Source organism: Bartonella sp. B17 (genome assembly GCF_053795755.1).
The window spans coordinates 732,501-751,652 of sequence record NZ_CP200032.1 but is presented as its reverse complement, the minus strand read 5'-3'; the positions used below and the strand labels follow the sequence as shown (position 1 = coordinate 751,652).

The 19,152-nt window shown below is 37.0% G+C and carries 12 protein-coding genes, 3 tRNA genes, 2 rRNA genes and 1 pseudogene (1 of these 18 cut by a window edge); 11 read left to right on the top strand and 7 right to left on the bottom strand.

Going from position 1 to position 19,152, the window contains the following annotated elements; genetic code table 11:
• Positions 1-27: 27 nt before the first annotated feature.
• Positions 28-738: pseudogene (gene pyrF, locus V4B18_RS03310) on the bottom strand (orotidine-5'-phosphate decarboxylase).
• Positions 739-799: 61 nt separating this feature from the next.
• Complete coding sequence (locus V4B18_RS03305) at positions 800-1,894, bottom strand: P-loop NTPase (RefSeq protein WP_455476400.1); 1,095 nt, start codon at positions 1,892-1,894, stop codon at positions 800-802.
• A 602-nt stretch (positions 1,895-2,496) separates the two neighbouring features.
• Here V4B18_RS03305 and rpmH point away from each other — a divergent pair.
• From rpmH to V4B18_RS03260, 9 genes are all read left to right on the top strand, one after another.
• Positions 2,497-2,631: a 50S ribosomal protein L34 gene (rpmH, locus tag V4B18_RS03300; protein WP_332061010.1), complete on the top strand. Its 135-nt coding sequence runs from the start codon at positions 2,497-2,499 to the stop codon at positions 2,629-2,631.
• 122 nt (positions 2,632-2,753) lie between these two features.
• The gene (rnpA, locus tag V4B18_RS03295) at positions 2,754-3,152 is read left to right on the top strand and encodes a ribonuclease P protein component (RefSeq protein ID WP_455476399.1); all 399 of its coding nucleotides are present in this window, start codon (positions 2,754-2,756) and stop codon (positions 3,150-3,152) included.
• Positions 3,142-4,974 (top strand): membrane protein insertase YidC, encoded by a 1,833-nt coding sequence (gene yidC, locus V4B18_RS03290; RefSeq protein WP_455476398.1) that lies wholly within the window; start codon positions 3,142-3,144, stop codon positions 4,972-4,974. Before rnpA ends, yidC begins: the two co-directional genes overlap by 11 nt.
• Positions 4,971-5,615, top strand: coding sequence for a ribosome biogenesis GTP-binding protein YihA/YsxC (gene yihA / locus V4B18_RS03285; protein ID WP_455476397.1), 645 nt, complete (start codon positions 4,971-4,973; stop codon positions 5,613-5,615). The genes yidC and yihA overlap by 4 nt, the downstream gene beginning before the upstream one ends.
• A gap of 159 nt (positions 5,616-5,774) precedes the next feature.
• Positions 5,775-6,467, top strand: coding sequence for a glutathione S-transferase family protein (locus V4B18_RS03280; RefSeq protein ID WP_455476396.1), 693 nt, complete (start codon positions 5,775-5,777; stop codon positions 6,465-6,467).
• A gap of 332 nt (positions 6,468-6,799) precedes the next feature.
• Positions 6,800-7,609, top strand: coding sequence for a 4-hydroxy-tetrahydrodipicolinate reductase (gene dapB / locus V4B18_RS03275; RefSeq protein WP_455476395.1), 810 nt, complete (start codon positions 6,800-6,802; stop codon positions 7,607-7,609).
• Between the two features lie 26 nt (positions 7,610-7,635).
• Complete coding sequence (locus tag V4B18_RS03270; RefSeq protein ID WP_455476394.1) at positions 7,636-8,256, top strand: 2,3-bisphosphoglycerate-dependent phosphoglycerate mutase; 621 nt, start codon at positions 7,636-7,638, stop codon at positions 8,254-8,256.
• A gap of 108 nt (positions 8,257-8,364) precedes the next feature.
• Positions 8,365-8,449 (top strand) — tRNA-Leu (locus V4B18_RS03265).
• A gap of 1,613 nt (positions 8,450-10,062) precedes the next feature.
• Positions 10,063-12,222: an isocitrate/isopropylmalate family dehydrogenase gene (locus V4B18_RS03260; RefSeq protein ID WP_455476393.1), complete on the top strand. Its 2,160-nt coding sequence runs from the start codon at positions 10,063-10,065 to the stop codon at positions 12,220-12,222.
• An 852-nt stretch (positions 12,223-13,074) separates the two neighbouring features.
• Here V4B18_RS03260 and V4B18_RS03255 read toward each other — a convergent pair.
• Positions 13,075-13,165, bottom strand: a tRNA-Ser gene (locus tag V4B18_RS03255).
• A 325-nt stretch (positions 13,166-13,490) separates the two neighbouring features.
• Between V4B18_RS03255 and V4B18_RS03250 the strand changes: the two genes are divergently transcribed.
• Positions 13,491-14,726 (top strand): porin, encoded by a 1,236-nt coding sequence (locus tag V4B18_RS03250; RefSeq protein WP_455476392.1) that lies wholly within the window; start codon positions 13,491-13,493, stop codon positions 14,724-14,726.
• Positions 14,727-14,819: 93 nt separating this feature from the next.
• Here the strand turns inward: V4B18_RS03250 and V4B18_RS03245 are convergent, their stop codons facing one another.
• Positions 14,820-15,713 (bottom strand): N-acetylmuramoyl-L-alanine amidase, encoded by an 894-nt coding sequence (locus V4B18_RS03245; RefSeq protein WP_455476391.1) that lies wholly within the window; start codon positions 15,711-15,713, stop codon positions 14,820-14,822.
• 1,138 nt (positions 15,714-16,851) lie between these two features.
• Here V4B18_RS03245 and V4B18_RS03240 point away from each other — a divergent pair.
• Positions 16,852-17,928: a DUF3792 domain-containing protein gene (locus V4B18_RS03240; protein ID WP_455476337.1), complete on the top strand. Its 1,077-nt coding sequence runs from the start codon at positions 16,852-16,854 to the stop codon at positions 17,926-17,928.
• Between the two features lie 759 nt (positions 17,929-18,687).
• Here V4B18_RS03240 and V4B18_RS03235 read toward each other — a convergent pair.
• The 3 genes from V4B18_RS03235 to V4B18_RS03225 form a co-directional block, all read right to left on the bottom strand.
• Positions 18,688-18,764: transfer RNA gene (locus V4B18_RS03235), tRNA-Met, on the bottom strand.
• A gap of 108 nt (positions 18,765-18,872) precedes the next feature.
• Positions 18,873-18,987 (bottom strand): 5S ribosomal RNA (gene rrf, locus V4B18_RS03230).
• Positions 18,988-19,058: 71 nt separating this feature from the next.
• Positions 19,059-19,152, bottom strand: a 23S ribosomal RNA gene (locus tag V4B18_RS03225) (it continues 2,717 nt past the right edge of the window).

Genomic DNA, 19,152 nt, shown 5'->3' with positions numbered 1-19,152 from the left:
TAATCAACATCCTCTTGCCATTAGACCTTACCAATATCTTGATCCCTGATCATCATCGACCATTTCTGCCAAAATTTTTTTACTGCTGCTAAAAGATCAGAGGCGCGAACAATCGGTTTTGCCGCGACAAGATGGCTTGCTCCTGCTTCTAACACTTGTTTTGGCGTTACAACCCATTTTTGATCATCATTATTGCTTCCAACAAGACGAATTCTCGGTGTGACTAACACCATATCAACACCAATCATCTTCCGCATAGCTTCCATTTCAAAACCGAAACAATAATTCTACCCATTCCCACATTTTTAGCTTGCTCAGCTCTTTTCAAGACTAAATTTTCTGAATTATCTTTATAATCTGCATTTTTGAAATCAGCTTCATCCATCAACATCAAAACTGTCACCCCAAGCAAACATAAATCGCTCTCTCGAGTATCAAAACCAGCTACCTGCATGCTTTAGGGTAAGTATGAATCTCAGCATCAAAACACCTAATTTTCAATACTTTCTACAGCCTTTTCAATGATATAATCATTATCTAGCAATTTCATACCGAAAAAAACCCTTTCCGCACTTGAACAAAATCTTTAATCAATTTCCATGCCACCAGCAAAAGCTAATTGATAACCTATTTTATAAAACAGATATTATTACTCAATTGTATGATCAATTTTTCCGCTTGTTTGACATCTGAAACATCTAATCCAATGATAAGATGCTCATTTCCTGAAATTCTCATAAAACAATCCTTTATATTTTTTGATGATTGTATCTTAGTAAAAGCTTTTAGAAAAACACAATTAAAAAAAATTGTGTTTTACCTGATCAATTATTGTACGATAAAGCTTGGCATGCTCTTCATTGGGTTTAGCAGCAAAGATTGGCACGCCATCATCTGAAGAAGACCGCAATGCAGCATCAAGCGGCACTTCTGCCAAGAAAGGGATACCTCGGCGTTCAGCTTCTGCACGTGCACCACCATAACCAAAAATATCATAGCGTTTTCGTGTATCAGGAGCAATAAAATAACTCATATTTTCAATGAGGCCTAAAATAGGAACATCAACCTTCATAAACATTTCTATCGCTTTACGAGCATCAACCAAAGCAAGATCCTGTGGAGTAGAAATAACCAGCGCACCCGTTAATTGCACTTGTTGCGCAAGCGTTAATTGCGCGTCTCCCGTACCTGGTGGCATATCAACCACCAATACATCAAGAGGCTCCCATAAAACGTCTCTTAACAATTGCGTTACAGCCGCCATCACCATGGGACCACGCCAGACTACAGGCTTTTCTTCCTCAATCAAAAATCCCATCGACATTAATTTAAGGCCGAACTTTTCAAGCGGTTGAAGTTTTTTTTCACCTACAAGCTGCGATTTTTGATTAACAAGCCCCGTCAAACGCGGCAAAGATGGACCATAAATATCTGCATCCATCACTCCCGTTTTGAAGCCAAAATCTTGTAAAGCTAAAGCAATATTTATCGCCATGGTAGATTTGCCAACCCCGCCCTTCCCAGAAGCAACCGCAATTACATGCCGCACACCTTCTATCGCCGTTTTAGCAGGCAATGAGTTTGCTCTATGTTTTTGTGCAGACAAAATCGCGTCTTTACGCACAGACAAAGATGACTTCAATTTTTTTTCTGCCGTAAGTGTAACAACAACAGATTCAACCCCATCCATAGCGCTTACCATTTTTTCAGCAGCATGACGCAACGATTCAAATTCTTGCACACGCCCATCAGGAACAGTAATGGAAAAGAAAACCTTACCATTGATAATCAATATTTCTGAAAGAAGCCCCAACGATACAATATCGCTTTCAAAATCCAGTCCCTTAATTTTCCGTAACTCTTTGCGAATAACCTCGCTTGTGATAAGATTCACACTCTTTCCTCTTTAATAAATATATAAATGCCAGAAAACACAGAAACAAAGACAAAAATACCTAAATTAATGACCTAAAAATTTTCACTTTATGAGAATTTTAAAGTGTATAAGTATTTTACGTCTTATCTCTTTCAAAAAACTAAACCAACCTCATATAAAAAACTTAAAGCATGAAATTCAGCAAAATATACTTTACTGTACAATCACTTTATAAAGCGTCTTTAAAAACTAAAATCGAGCAAATTGCTTATATTAAAAAAGAATAGTGCATAATGATACTTTTTATAGTGATACAATAACAAATCACTTTGCTTTCTTTATAGCCTATTTTAAATGCATGTGTATATGGACAAAATAATTGTAAATTGAAGCATGATAACCAATAATCACTTTTTTAAGTTTGGAAATATCTTTCACAAAATAAATATCTAGAGAGATTTTTTGCATTTTTTCAAGAGGTAGAAAAATAATCTAAGATTGACTTTTTTAATGTTTTTCCTTATGGATTGGCGATTATTTGATATAAAAGTAAGATTGTTCGTCTAGCGCATAACTGCTCATAGAAATAAGAAGGGCCGCACACCGCGGTATTAAAATAAATGAAACGCACTTACAACCCCTCTAAACTTGTACGTAAACGCCGTCATGGATTTCGTGCACGTATGGCAACAGCTGGTGGACGCAAAGTTATCGCAGCAAGACGTGCTCGTGGACGCAAACGGTTATCTGCTTGACCATTTTTAATTTTCACGACAGGTTTAATATTACTTACCGTCTCCTTGTTGTGAGGTTTTTATTATGGATCTCAAATGCTTGTATTTTTGCAGGCATTTATTAAAGCTACGAGACGTTTTTTATGAAGAAAAAACATCCCTGCCGCATTCGCAAGAGAGCGGATTTCTTGGCTGTACGTACAGGAGAAAAACGACGCGGTCCTTTATTTTTGCTTGAAGTTAAACCCCGTGAACAAACAGCAAAAATGAAGCATCCCCTTGTTGCGCGTGTAGGTTTTACTGTCACGCGTAAAAACGGTAATGCTGTTAAACGCAATCGTATAAAAAGACGTTTGCGTGAAGCAGTTAGAGTTGGTTTAACAGATGAGATAGAGGCAGGAACAGACTATGTTATTGTCGCACATCGAGATGTGCTTCATGCGCCATTTACATCTTTGATCAATGAATTAAGTCGACGAGTACGGATAAAACCGAAAATACAACATCAGCAACGGCAACAGGATAGTAAGAATGGAATATAACCGCAATTTCTTTATCGCCATTGGATTGTCTTTTGTAGTGCTCACCTCGTGGCATTTTCTTTATGTTGCTCCCAAACAAGCCGAACTGCAACAACAGCAAATGAATGCACAGCAGCTGTCAAAACAACAATCTCCACTTGCTACCGCAGATTCTTCTGACGATGCACAAATACATGGGGCAATACCTGTAATAAATTCTAAAATGACTTCTGAGGCTCGGAATATTCAATTAGCAAAAACAAATCGTGTTCCAATAAATACGAATGAACTTTCGGGCTCTATTAATCTTGTAGGCGCACAGTTTGATGATCTTTTGCTCAAAAAATATCGCCTAACAGTAGATAAAGATTCACCAGAAATCGCTCTACTCAATCCCAAGGGATTTACCACAACTTATCTTGCTGAATTTGGCTTTACAAGTTCATCTTTACCTGCAAAAGCATTGCCACAATCTGATACCCAATGGCAAATAGAAGGCAATAATACAACTCTAACCCCTTCAACACCCGTTACTTTAATCTACGATAACGGACAAGGACAAATTTTCCGCCGAACCCTTTCGATTGATGATCATTACATGTTTACCGTTGAGGATTCTATCAGCAATGAAAGTAATGAACCAATCTACCTTTCCTCTTATGCTCGAGTTGCACGTGCTGCTCCACCAGAAAACTCAAAGGCAGCCTATGTACTCCATGAAGGCATGATAGGAGTTGCAGGTGATGCACTCAAAACGGAAAAGTACACAAATATGGCAGATCTTAGTCCCAATCCTGATAATGGCCAAAAGAGTATGACTTTTGCTAAAGTTACAGGAGGTTGGATTGGCATTACCGATAAATATTGGGCTGTTGCGGTTATTCCTAAGCAAGATAAAGAATACACAAGTCGCTTTATCTATTTTGATCGCCTAAGCACTCACTATCAATCTGATTTGCTTGAAGCCCCTTTAACTGTTGCTCCCCATGAAACAAAGACCATTACAAACCATCTTTTTGCTGGTGCAAAACAAGTTGAGATCATTAATGATTATCAAAATAAGCTGAATATTAAAAAATTCGCTCTCTTAATTGACTGGGGTTGGTTTGATTTCATCACTAAACCAATGTTTTCTATTATTGATATTCTTTATAAGCAAACAGGCAATTTTGGTGTAGCCATTCTTCTAGTCACAGTACTCTTGAAAATACTTCTATTCCCGCTTGCAAATAAATCCTACAAATCTATGGCACGCATGAAGCTTTTACAGCCAATGTTACAGGAGATCAAAGAAAAATATCCAGATGATAAAGTCAAGCAACAACAAGCAATTGTAGAGTTGTATAAAAGCAAAAATATCAATCCCCTTGCAGGCTGTTGGCCCATGTTGATTCAATTTCCAATATTCTTTGCTCTTTATAAAGTTTTGTATATCACCATTGAAATGCGGCATGCCCCTTTCTTCGGTTGGATCCAAGATTTAGCAGCTCCTGATCCAACTTCTCTTTTTAATCTGTTTGGTCTCTTGCCTTATACAACTCCAACATTTCTTATGCTTGGCGCATGGCCTCTCATCATGGGAATAACAATGTTTTTACAAATGCGTATGAACCCTGCTCCCCAAGATCAAACGCAAGCTATGATTTTCACGTGGATGCCAGTCATTTTTACCTTTATGCTCGCCTCCTTCCCTGTTGGTCTTGTCATTTATTGGGCATGGAACAATGTATTGTCGATGATTCAGCAAGGTATCATGATGAAACGTCAAGGCGTTAAAATTGAGCTTTTAGATAATCTAAAAGCTATGTGGCGAAAATCACCAAAAAAAGAAATTCATGAATGACAAAATATTCTTCTCTTTCTGGAATTTTTTCTCGCAATTGGATTTTCATTCGTGGAGTGCCTGCAATACGCTTTCTTCCTCCTGAGGGACCACCGGAGATCGCGTTTGCAGGACGCTCTAACGTTGGGAAATCATCCTTGATAAATGCACTCGTTCAGCAAAAAAATTTAGCACGCACCTCAAATACACCAGGACGCACTCAAGAGCTTAACTACTTTGTACCTGATGGTTTTAGCAGTCAATCTGAAGACCTTCCTCCTATAGCACTTGTAGATATGCCAGGCTATGGTTTTGCTGAAGCTCCACAAAATCTTGTTGAGGCGTGGACTCGCCTAATTTTTAGCTACTTACGGGGGCGCACAACACTAAAACGTGTCTATGTCTTGATTGATTCACGTCATGGAATCAAAAAAAATGATGCAGATGTTCTAACTCTTCTTGATAAAGCAGCTGTCTCTTACCAGATTGTGTTGACAAAAAGCGATAAAGTCAAATCAGACGCGCTCAAAAAGTTAATAATGATTACACAGGCAACGCTCCTTAAGCACCCAGCAGCTTATCCTGAACTTCTCGTAACATCTTCAGAAAAAGTATTAGGTCTAGAAGAATTACGCGCTGCGATTTTGCAAGCAATCATATAATAAGGTATAACCCTGTCATAATAAAGTATATCCCTGTTATTAATTATTAAATATGATTGTTTACAGAGGCTAATGATCTTGTACTTCCAGTAAAGCACCTTTATAAGTCATCTTGTTACTCTTTACAGAATTCATCAACTTTATTTAATAGTATAAATTATGCTGACGCTTTTTCACTCACCTCTATCTTCTGCCTCTCGCTTCATACGCCTCGTTCTTGGAGAATATGCTATAAATACGCAACTGATTGAAGAACACGAATGGGCAAGAAGACATGAGTTTCTCGCACTTAATCCAGCTGGACATGTCCCTGTCCTTCTAGCTGAACGTGAAATTCCCTTATCAGGAGCCACCGTTATTTTCGAATATTTAGATGAAACACGTGGTAGTTTACGACAAGAAAATAAATTTTTTCCTGAAAACCCTTTAGATCGTGCTGAGGTGCGCCGTCTCAACGATTGGTTCTTAAATAAATTTGAAAATGAGGCTACACGCCATATTGTACGAGAAAGAATCTATAAACGTGAAATGCCATCAACCATTGGAGGTGGAGCCCCAAATTCGCAAATTTTACGCAATGCACGCGCCAATATTCGACCACATATGAACTACCTTAATTGGCTTTGCGCATCTCGTGATTGGTTAGTCGGATTGGAATTGTCTTATGCAGATTTAGCAGCAGCTGCGGCTGTTTCTGTGCTGGATTTTTTAGGAGAAATTGATTGGGAGCATTCTCCTGCAGCCAAAGATTGGTATATGCGAATTAAATCGCGTCCTTCCTTTCGCCCTCTTTTAACAGATCGCATTCGAGGAATTGCGGCTAGTCCTCATTATGCGGATCTTGATTTTTGAGTATCCCTCCTCTTGGAGACAAAAGTAAAAGCAATATTCACAGTAAACAATAAATCTTTAATCGCTTCTATTACAAGGAATCTTACGGATTTACGCATCATAACATGTGATCCTCACATCGTCCACAAAATGCGCATTTTAAATTTATTGCTCTGTCTTCGCATGGATCTCTTCTATCAGATAACGCGTATATTTTTCACGACAAGCTCTTATAAACCAACTATTAGTCCAATAATCAAAAGAAAAAAATTTTTTTCTTATTAAAAGAACAATTGGAAAAAAAAAGAGAATTTACCTATACTCAAAGAATAAAAGATCATAAGGAGATAAATATGCGTCTTACAGTTGTTGGTGGAAATGGAAAAATGGGACGAGAACTCATTACTGCTATCCAGCATAGAAAAGACGTGGAACTTTCTGCTGTGCTTGTGCGTGAAAGATCGTCTTTTGTAGGAAAAGACGCCAGCACATTAATTGGCTCAGATATTCTCAACATTCGCATCACTGATGATCCCGAAAGTGCCTTTTCTAACACGGAAGGGATTTTGGATTTTTCTCGGCCACAAGCCAGTGTTCTCTATGCCGACTATGCAGCTCAAAAAGGCTTAGTTCATATTATAGGAACAACAGGATTTAATAAAACAGAAGAAGCGCAAATTACAGATTCAGCGAAGCATACTACTATTGTAAAATCTGGAAATATGAGCCTTGGAATTAATCTTTTAGCAAGCCTCGTAAAAAAAGCAGCTCAAATATTAGGATCTGATGATTTTGATATTGAGATTTACGAGATGCATCACTCTAGCAAAATTGACGCTCCTTCTGGAACAGCTCTTCTTCTTGGCAATGCAGCAGCTAAAGGTCGCAATGTTATGCTTAAGGACGTTAGCCTTAGCGAACCCAATAACTATACAGGAAAACGTGAAAAAGGCACTATCGGTTTTTCTTGTTCAAGAGGTGGAACCGTCATTGGTGATCATAGTGTCATCTTTGCTGGCTTAAACGAGCGCATTGTTCTTTCACACTTAGCACAAGAACGCTCTATTTTTGCCAATGGTGCGTTAAAAGCAGCTTTATGGGCAAGAAATCAGAAAAAAGGTCTTTATTCAATGCTCGATGTTTTGGGACTAAATGACGAATAGTCAAGAATTAACGCAGGAAATTCGTAATGAGACGCACACTTGTTTTAATCCGTCACGGACAAAGTGAATGGAATGTTAAAAATCTTTTTACCGGCTGGAAAGATCCAGATCTAACAGAAAGAGGTCATGAAGAAGCGATAACAGCGGGAAATAATCTTAAAAAATTTGGTTTAAAATTTGACATCGTTTATACATCTGCCTTACAGCGCGCGCAAAAAACAGCTCAGCACATTTTAGAACAAATGGAACAACCAGATTTGCAATTAATAAAAACCTCCGCATTAAATGAGCGTGATTATGGTGATCTATCTGGTCTAAATAAAGATGAAGTGCGCCAACAATGGGGGAAAGAACAAGTAGAAATATGGCGCCGTTCTTATACTATTGCACCACCTAACGGAGAAAGCTTACGCGATACCGGTGCACGTGTTTGGCCCTATTATCTTTACCATATCCAACCTCATATTTTGCGTTCTCAAACTGTTTTGGTTGCAGCTCACGGCAATTCTCTCCGCGCTCTTATTATGGCACTTGAAGGTTTAGATGGTAAAGAAATTGTATCTAAAGAATTAACAACTGGCATTCCTATTATTTACACATTCAATTCTGACTCAACAATTTCATCAAAAACAATCATATCACTTTAAATCTTTTAAATTATAACAGACACAAATTATTTTTTAATGATTTCAGCTAAAAAATGAATTTACAATTTTATTGACAGAGCTTCTTCGTAAGCTTAGATGAATTTCATAGCCCAAATGGCGGAATTGGTAGACGCGCAGGTTTCAGGTACCTGTGCCGTAAGGCGTGGAGGTTCGAGTCCTCTTTTGGGCACCATTTAAAAAATCAATTATAATCAATAAATTAGTTGATTATTCTATTTTTAATCCACCAAATAATTCATCCTTTATCGCTTGGTTAAAAATACTCATAACAACTCTAAATAGAACATTAGAAGTTTACTGTTATACCTTTTAAAAAACGATTTTTAATGTACAAAAAACTTCAACGTCAATAGTTCGAATCTTAATAGTAACTCTAAAATCAAATACTAAATTTGCAAATCTTTTTTGCCACATAGATAATTATCAAAAAATACCTCTTTTAGCTATAAATAGATCCTAAGAACCTTCAAAATGCCTCACCCAAAAAGAACTTTGAGAATTTTTAAGGTCATTACCTTGAATATTTTCATAATTTTTTTCAGCCTTACAAAAAATACAAAGCAAATAGAATATAGCCAGCTTTTATGTTCATTTAGAAAATTTTAACAGCCAACTTGTTTTCTTGAGCACTTTACCACAACATGCACGCCAATCTTTAAAACTGCGTTCCTTCTTTACTAAAATAAGACGCGAAGTGTGAACAAACTTATTTATAGTAGAAGATCCCAGCCAAACAATTTTTTCAAAGGTTCAGAATTCATACCGAATTCGAGAATTATCTGTATCACATTTTGGCGCATACTGTAGATAGTGCTATTCATTTTTTAAGCTACTTATTTACTATGATAATTTTTTTGCCATAAAGAAGAGAAGATACGCCATAATATGGCGAAGCTCAGTGCAATCATTGTCAACACAAACCAACAACTGGCTTGAATACCAATTATCGTTGCAGCAATGCCTGCAAGTAAAGAGAAACACGTTTTTGCGATAGAAACCGAAGAGTTTCGTAAAACTGTGTAGTGAGAAACATGCCTTTTGCACAGCGTTTGGTTGGTTTTCATGCAAAAAAAGAAATATCGAAAATATTATCCACCAAAGCTGTATATTGTTTGTTCTGAAAGAGGTTTTGTGTACGCTGCAGCTTTATATAAGTCCATTTTATTACTAACCAGTATCTTTTTCTATTCTTACTTTCGGTAATAGTTTTTTGCTACCCTTGGACACAGCTTCTACGATTGCTGCACATCCATAAAACTCAGAAGCAGCCTCTGGTGTAATGAGTACTTTGCAATTGGATAGTACTGCTCTAACTGCATTCCTTATCGGAAAAATTTCCGATCATGTCTCACGTTATACAGCCATCATCACAAATCTTATCTGCATAAGTGGATTTATAATATATTGATCTGGATACAAGTTTGGAACTGTAAATAATGTAAATTAATTACATGAAAGAGGAGCAATTGTAAGTAAAATAAATAATATCGCTGTAACTAACTCTATGAAAATGATGGATATCAAAATAAATTCCAATTTAAACTTGACTATGCTTTAACACATATTCAAAATATAACACATAGCGATATTGAATGGGTCAAAATTAGCTATCGTAACAGCCCTTCCAAATCCATAAAAGGCCTTGGATTAACTGGCATCTCTCTGGCATCTCTAAAGATGATTATATGCAACATCACTATTCATTCCAGATACAGATATGCGTCCTTAGAGTGATAATCCCATAACCAGAATGCAATTATTTCAAGAGGAATAACTAAATTAATTATGAATAAAAAAGTATTAGTACTAGCCGGTGATGGTATCGGGCCTGAAATATGTAGAGAAGCTATAAAACTTTTTGAAATTTTTAACTTACCAATACAATTAGACTATAGTGCCATTGGCTGGGAATGTTGGTGCCAAGATGCAAATCCAGTGCCTACTGAAACTTGGCAAAAAATAACAGAAGCTGATGCAATCTTATTAGGTGCTATAACCAGTAAAGATAAACCGGAGGCTTTAAAAGCTCTCCCCTTCGCCTATAAAAATCAAAATGTAGCCTATGTTTCTCCTCTCATCCAATTGCGACAAAAGCTAGACCTATTTGCAAATATTTACCCTATTTTTTCGATTGTTGGCGAAGGACATCCCTTTCGTTGTTGTATTATACGAGAAAATAGTGAAGGTCTTTATGCTGGTTTAGATTTTAAAGGTATAAAAAAAAGCGAAGTTTCTAAGCGATTACAACATCCCAATATTGACAAATCTGGAAGAGATGAGGTAGCGTGGACAGCTCGCATCCAAACACGTTTTGGTTTAGAGCGTTTGTTTAAATTAGCTTTTGAATATGCCTCCACACATCATTTTAAACGCGTAACTTTCGCGGATAAGCTGAATGTGATGCAAGAAAGTAGCCATTTTGCTGGAACAATTTTCTTTGAGGTTGCTGCACAATTTCCTAACATTCATGCCGACATCCACAATGTCGATGCTCTAGCACTTTGTCTTATCCGAAAGCCACATGAATTTGGTGTTATTGTTGCCGAAAATATGTTTGGTGATGTTCTGTCAAATGTTGGTGCAGCAGTTATGGGCGGTTTATGGTTAGCGCCGAGCGCTAATATCGGCGGGAAAAGTGCTTATTTTAAACCTGTTCATGGAAGTGCACCCCATATAGCAGGACAAGATAAAGCAAATCCAACTGCTATGTTTTATACTGTTGCCATGCTTCTTGATTATTTGGGTTTTGAAAAAGAAGCAGGACAAATTCACAAGGCTATTAAACAAGTTATGAAAGAGGCACAAATTTTAACTTATGATTTAGGTGGCAACGCCTCAACCACAAAAATGGCTCATGCCATTATCGAAGCCATAAAAAAACCCAAAGAATATTTGAGCGCCAGTGTTATTACCATTGGTGATGAATTATTATCGGGCCAGTATTTAAATACAAACCAACAAATGATTAGCCAATGGCTTAAAAAATTTGGTTATGTGACTCGATCTCAAAGCACTTGTGGTGATAATCTCATGCATATTAACCACACTATTCTTGCTTCTTGCCGACAAGATGACCTTATTGTGGTCTGTGGTGGTTTAGGTCCAACGCCTGATGATAAAACACGGGAAGCTGTCTCAAAAACGGTTGGACAAGCGTTAATTTATAATGAAACAGCTTGGTTAACAATCCAAGATCAATTACAAAAATTAGGCTTGCCTTTAGATGACTGCAATAAATTGCAGGCTTTTTTTCCAGAAAACGCACAAATATTAGATAATCCATGGGGCACTGCTCCAGGCTTTTATTTATCATTTGAGCAAGCGAAAATTCTTGTTTTACCTGGGCCGCCATCACAAGCGCAACTCATGTTAGAAAATTATTTGCGCCAATTTGCCTATCTACAAGAGCAGAAAAAAACCTATCATTGGGTCTTAATTGGAATAAGCGAGGGTGAAATAGGCCGCAAAGTGCAAAAAATGAATTTAGCAGAAGAACATAATGTGCATTTTTTATGGAAAAGCCCTTATGTCTTTGTGGAAATAGAGACAGCACACGATGCCTCCCTATCAACAGAAGCTCTAGCAAAGTTCGAACAAGAATTTTCTGGCTATATTGTCAGTCGAGATAAAAAAACCGCTTTAGATATTTTAACTGCACACTATAATGTCATTTGGGAAACAAAAGATAATGCCTTGCAATCTTGTTTGCCAACAACGATCCCTGATAAGCGCAACTTACCGCGCTGCAATGTCTCTGTACAAATAGAGCCAGCATTCCAAACACTCATAACTTCAACAGAAGTGATGGGAAAAATGACTATTTCTGTACATCATTCTAAAACCAAGCAACACCATTTGACCGTTCCCTATAATCAATTATTGCTGAAACAGGTTGTTCCACATTATGCGGCTTGGTGTTTCTTAGAGTCGCTTAAAGAAGGATAATTCATCTGTCGAATATCTGCTTATCACGAGCAAAATTATAAACAACTGTCTCTTCTACAGATTTATGTAATGCTTTGCTTGTAAGAATATTCCTCAATTCGTACAATCTTTATGTCCCTGACTATCAATCATATGAATTAGGATAAAATTCGTATTATCAGAGCAAAAGATCCAACCTTAATTGGTTTATAGGATTTACAAGTTACTGATAGCCTTATAGATACACTAAAAGCATTACAATCGCCCCAAGCTTTTCATAAAAATTAGAAAGCCTCAATGCCAATGTAACTTGTGTTACCTTTCTAAACATGCAGATGCCGAGTAGTCTCATATTTCAATCAAATTTATTGATGATCATACTGTTCGCGTTACATACCAACACCAGAAATGATAACATCTCTCACGTTTATAACCTCATCCCAATAAACATGGCAAATGACAAACCGCTTCTCCCAACAAACAGTAAAAGCTGCTGAAAGATTTTGCCAATGAAAGGAGATGCTTTAAAAATTCTTCGACATATACGACAGCAATCCATTTGAAGATTATAAAGACAACAAAAACTGTATTTGCTATCGTTCCAAGTTCAACATCTCACCCGATAAATAACAATACTAAGCATAGACTGATGCAAATAGGTCAATTGCTAACCCTTTTATTTTTCATAACTAAAAGCTCTGTACTTTATTTCCCAAGTACAGCGTTTTCAGGAAAGAGATTATAGAGAAGAAAAATAGAGAAAAACGGGATGTTTTTATAAAGAGGACACCAATTGCAAACAGCAAAAAATCCACAAATGTTTCGATTTTGATCTATGCCATCAAGAAACGTAGGAAAGTTTTTTAAGATCAATGGCGGAGAGGAAGAGATTCGAACTCTCGAGAGCCTTTTGAGCCCTACTCCCTTAGCAGGGGAGCGCCTTCGACCACTCGGCCACCTCTCCAAGAGCGGTGCATAAACGGTATCGACAAAAAGTTCAAGATATTTTCTACTTTTTTCAAAAATATCTAAGATTTTTATTTTTTATTAACCAAATCAAATAAAATTTATTAATGAACTCTGAATATAACAATGAATAGGCAAAAAAAGTGATTTTTTCGCAACACTTCACCGGATACTACATGAATACCATAAAAAAAAGCAATTTCGTATTTGTATATCCTAAAAAGATTAGTATAGCCAAGATCATCAATATTGCATATTTCATTTTGTCTTGAGTGAATTAAGCAAATATCAAGATTACGTTACCCTTACCGGAGAGATCCATTATGAATATTAAATCCCTTTTTTTTAGCACTACAGCAATTTTTGCCACGATTTCTGGAGCACAAGCAGCTTCAGAAGTTGCAAAAAAATTAGAACCTGTGAAATATGTTCGCGTTTGTGATGCATATGGAAAAGGATATTTTTATATCCCTGGGACAGAAACTTGCATACGCTTATCAGGCAGTATCCGTGCTGATCTTATAGGTGGAGATAACGTTGATGCAACAACAAATGCAGAATTAAACGAAGGTAGAAAAAGCTACGGTGCATCATCACGACTCACACTTGTTTTTCAAACTGCCACTGAAACAGAGTTAGGAACACTTCGTTCATATGCAAAGGTTTACTCACAGTGGAGCAACGGTAGAGACAAGGATGGTGCAAAACTCTCAGCTGCTTACCTCGAACTTGGTGGTTTTCGCGTAGGTCTTGATGATACAATTTTCAACAATTGGACTGGTGGCTATGGTAATGTTATAAATGATGACAGCATAGCGCCCGCTGGTGTTACAAGAACCAATTTTATTTCTTACACCTTTAATGGCGACAGCGGTTTTTCTGCTATTATCGGAGCTGAATTAGGAAATGCTTCAGGTACTACAAACAAAAGCTTTTACATTAATAACGATGGTGCAATTTCTCCCACTTTCATCGATGATCTGCCCGAATTGAGTAAACAAACAAAAGACTATACTCCTAATTTTGTTGTTGGTATGAAATTTATGCAAAAATGGGGTGGCTTTTCAACAGTTGCTGCTTATGATTCTTACTATGCAAAATGGGCTGGTAAGCTGCGTGTAGATTTCAATATCAATGAGAATTTAAATCTATGGGCAATGGGTGGCTATAAAGACAACATTGACTACTATGAAGTAAACACAAAAGATGGCGCCGCTATATTTACAAAAGACGGTAGTTTTATACTATCACGACAAAATGCCACAATCTATGCAAACTGGGGAGGAAAATGGGCTGCATGGGCTGGCGCAACTTATAAAATTACCCCAACAGCAGATTTGAATGCTCAAATTTCTTACAGTGCTGTAAAAACCTTTGCAACTTCCGTAAATATTTCATACACGCTGGTTCCAGGTCTCGTGATTACACCTGAATTAACTTATGTTTCTTGGAACGATGATCGTACTCTAAAGAGCATTGACGGCAATACAACATTTATACATGCTCTAAATGGGAAAAGTGCTTTACAAGGTATGATTCGTATCCAACACTCATTCTAATTCTTAAACGACGTTTTTAAGAACTGGCAACCTATGTTGCCAGTTCTTAATTTTTAGAACCATCTGCAACTATTTAAATTAAACTGAGTCAAATCAATTTGACGGAAAATATTTATCTACCAAAGCATAGATAATTGCCGCTGTTTCAACATCCAAAATTCCATCATAATTTTTTTGGCGAAAATGAAGCTGAAACGCTCGGATCAAATTCTTATACCCAATTTCGGTACATGCAATCGAAATATCATATCCATAACATTTCAACTTAGCCAAGACATCCTCTTTGGATGGAAAACTCTTACAGAACTGCTCCTGATAATGATCCTTTAGTTCATCATCATACCATGCTCCTATGCCTGCCGTATAAAGTTCTTTCCATGGGAAAGCAGCCCCTGGATCACTCTTTCGTCCAATGGCAATATCACTGTGCCCAACAACATCGGTTGGCATAATATCTGGATACCGTTGAAGAATATTCAACGCAAGTTCCTTAACTGCATCAATTTGCGTCGGATTATAAGGAGGAAATATAAAGCTCTCATTTTCATAAGGAACTAAATTAACTGCTTCATCCTGCAATTCATATCCATCTTTATTAACTGGATATAAAATGTGCACACCCTTCAAAGACGCTTCATCAGTATGCGCCTTTTCTGATGAATCAGAGTGACTCATCGCTAAATTAACTATTTCAATCCCAATAGATGTATCGTTTAGATTACTGCGTCCAGCCCATGCACTCACACCCGCATGCCATGCACGCTCGTTTTCATCAACTAGATTGAAGATACGCATATCTTTAAATCCTGACTCAATATACGTCTGCTCTGATGGATCAGGAACAAGATAGTGGGCGCTAACATTTTCTCCTGTAAGAGCCATAACAGAGGCTTTAAAATCAAGCGCAGTATAATGCATTACAAGAAAACGAACACGACGATTAAAGCTCTTGATAGAGCGATAACTATTGTAATCAATCTGATACATCGAAATTCTTCCTTTTTGTTTAGTTTACAAAAACCATCGCGCATCCCAATAGACAGCAGGACAGCACGCAAAATTAGTGTTGAAACGACTTTTAAAAATTTTTACAATAAAATTCCAACATCCAGATACCAAAAACAACGCTTACAATTGGCTCATAAAAAACATCAAAGCTTTTCTCCAACAATTCATACGCATTTTCAAAGTCTCTACACACAACCAGCAAAGCGATTCTGAGAATATGCTCAAATAAACAGCTTCAATATCTGCCCAAATAAATGCCTAAAAATTGCCCATCCGAAAAACAAATAAAAGTATAGAAAAACCGCTGACTCAATATTTCTTCGCATCTTGCACGTAAAACAATTCTTTCTCTTATAAGTTTGAACAACACCATACGCCAAACACTCCTGCACACGAGATACGATATCTAACTATCGTACAATAGTGTAAAAGCGTTAGAAAACATCTTTATGAAATTTTTGTAGCAATTTATTGGCAGAGAAATTAATAACGCATATTTACGATTAACTCTTCACAGGTATATTTTTCAACAAAATTTACAAGTTTTTTCTGTACCTGTCATAAATAATCAAAATGCCTTTTTGTTTTTTCATTAAGAGGTTTTTCCGATCCTCTCTCCTAAAAATATATCTCTCATCTCTAAAGAAACAGATGCCTACTTTTGTTCTGAACTAAATAAATCTTTAAGAATACTCGTGGTTTCATTGCTCAATAGAGATCCCCTTCACAATTCATATATGCATATGATTTTTACTCGAAATTGTATAAATATTTGTTGCAAAAAAGGTAATGTAAAACTCTAACCTCAGTAATATCCTAAAAAACCTGAACGACAGCACTCGCATTTTTTGTGAAATTTTAGAGTCAAATATTTTCTAGTTATTAAACACCGTTCAACCATGCTATGATGCCAAAAAAAGATGCATGCAAATATAAACTATCTAGAAAGACATTAAAAACAACTGCTGCGTCTAACCTATAATACCAGCAATCGTTTTTTGAGTGTTTCTACATTTTCATCACGTATCATTTACTATTTTTGTTTGTTTTGACCATTTTTGGAACATAATTATCAAAAGTGCATTTTATCTCCAGCATCATTTAAGGAGATAAAGACATGGAAATCCGTATTCCAGAAGGTGAGCGTGATACTCATTTATTTAAAGCAACATCAATAGAAACAGAATATCCCTTTCTTCACACACCCATTTCATGGTCAGCCGTTTTTGCTGGACTGGTGACAGCATTTGCTACTTCAATCTGCTTATCTTTTCTGGTTGTAGCTTTAGGATTAGGGCAAATTGACCTTTATTCTTCGTCTCCTTTTGAGGGCGTCTTTCTATCCATTGGTATTGGTTCCCTGATTATTATGCTTCTCAGCTTAGCAAGCGGAGGTTTTATTGCTGGACGTTTTGCAGATATGTCAGGCACACTTCATGGTTTTTTAACTTGGGCTTTATTAACACTTATCATAGCTATCCAAACGATTTTTTTCGCTTCGAGCGCAGCAAATTTAGGCGCTAAAGCTATTTTAAATAGCGGTTCTGCGATACAGCAAACTGTGGCCAATTTAGACACAGATAGCTTTCCTCTGCTTTCAAAGTTAGGTAGCGAAAACTTTTTAAATGGGAAAGACGGTAATGGAGTTGATTTTGATAAATTGCGCAGCCAATTGCGCGAATTCCTCAATAAAAGTGATATCCCCGCTCTCAACCCTGACCGTTTAAAGCAAGTCTATAAGGCCGCTATCAAAGATATCGGCTCTGCTATAATGGCTTTTAAGGATGATCCTTCTCATTATCGCACACATCTTAAAAACTTGAGCACACGTCTTTCAGACCATATACAAGATATCACAAAAAACATTGACCGCGACGATATTGTCAACGCTCTTATAAACAATGGCATGACCCGCGCTGAAGCAGAAAAAACAACCGATCAAGCGCTTGATGTTTATCAAACAGCAAAAACAAAAACCGAGCAGACAATAAAGGCTCTTGAACAGCAGATAGATACATTATCCAAGAAATTAGACACACTTGCAAAGGATGCTCGTGACACTGCCGATCAAGCTGCTAAAACTGCATCTCACATTGGATGGTGGAGTTTCTTTGGAAGTCTGATAGGTGCCATTGTTGCCAGTCTTTTTGGTTACTATGGCTACAAAAGTCGTAAAATCCCTTTACATATTTAAAAAAATCTTTGCTTCACAAAATATGAAATTCATAGAAAAGCTGCACAATTGGTGCAGCTTTTTATTTTCCCAAATACTTAATTTTCTAAGCTTAGCTTATTTTTAATAGGATAAGAAGTGATATATTTTTCCTTATTCTGCTTCATATTATGCCGCTTAATAATGGCGTCTTGAATAAAAACCAGAATTTTTGGTTTTATATTAATTTTCATGTTGAGTTCTGTTGCAAAGCAGATATCAGTGAAGATCTGGTCACTATGATTGTATTTAGGAGATGAAGTGTGTTTTTATGGAACCAACAGCGTCTTTTTTCCCCATAACTAATAGCAAAATAGACGATAATGAGAGAGGGTTGTGCTGAGGAGCGTGTTTGAAGATCAAAAAGTTTGTGCTTAAGATTTTTATTTACAAGCTATAGATGCGCGTTTGATGGGGTTATATTTTTTAGGAAGAAGATTAAGGAGCATATTTTGAGCACAATCTGCGATGATTATGTTCCTATTTATTCAGTTACGAATGGGCATTTTTGCCCTAACAATTTTTCATGTTTTTATGCTGTTTTTTAAAGATGTTAAGAGCGCGCCAAAATTTTTCAGAAAAGCTTCCATGAAGTTTCATAATATAGCGCACTTTTTTCCTCTAAGTTTTCCACGGACTTTAAATGAGCAACCCGTTGTTCTTAAAAGATATGATCTACCTGTCTATTGTATTTTCGAGCTTAGATTTTTTTTGATAGTATTTTATAACACTGATTGATACTGGTTGCGGGGGCAGGATTTGAACCTGCGGCCTTCAGGTTATGAGCCTGACGAGCTACCGGGCTGCTCCACCCCGCGCCATTAAGACCAGATTAAGATTATTTTTACGTTCAATTGTGATTTCACCTTTAGTGATTTCACCTTTAATTTTATTTTTGCTTAGAAAGGTTTTTATGCACTTAGCAGACCCGGCAGCGACCTACTCTCCCGTGCCTTAAGACACAGTACCATTGGCGCTGGAACGTTTCACGGCCGAGTTCGGGATGGGATCGGGTGCGTTCGCTCCGCTATAACCACCAAGTCAGCAAAGCGCATAGAAACGATGAGAAGCTCTCTTATATCTGCATTAGTAAATGTATATAGGTAATGGGAACGATCAAGCCTATCGAACTATTAGTATCAGTAAGCTTCATGTGTTACCACACTTCCACACCTGACCTATCAACGTGGTAGTCTACCACGGTTC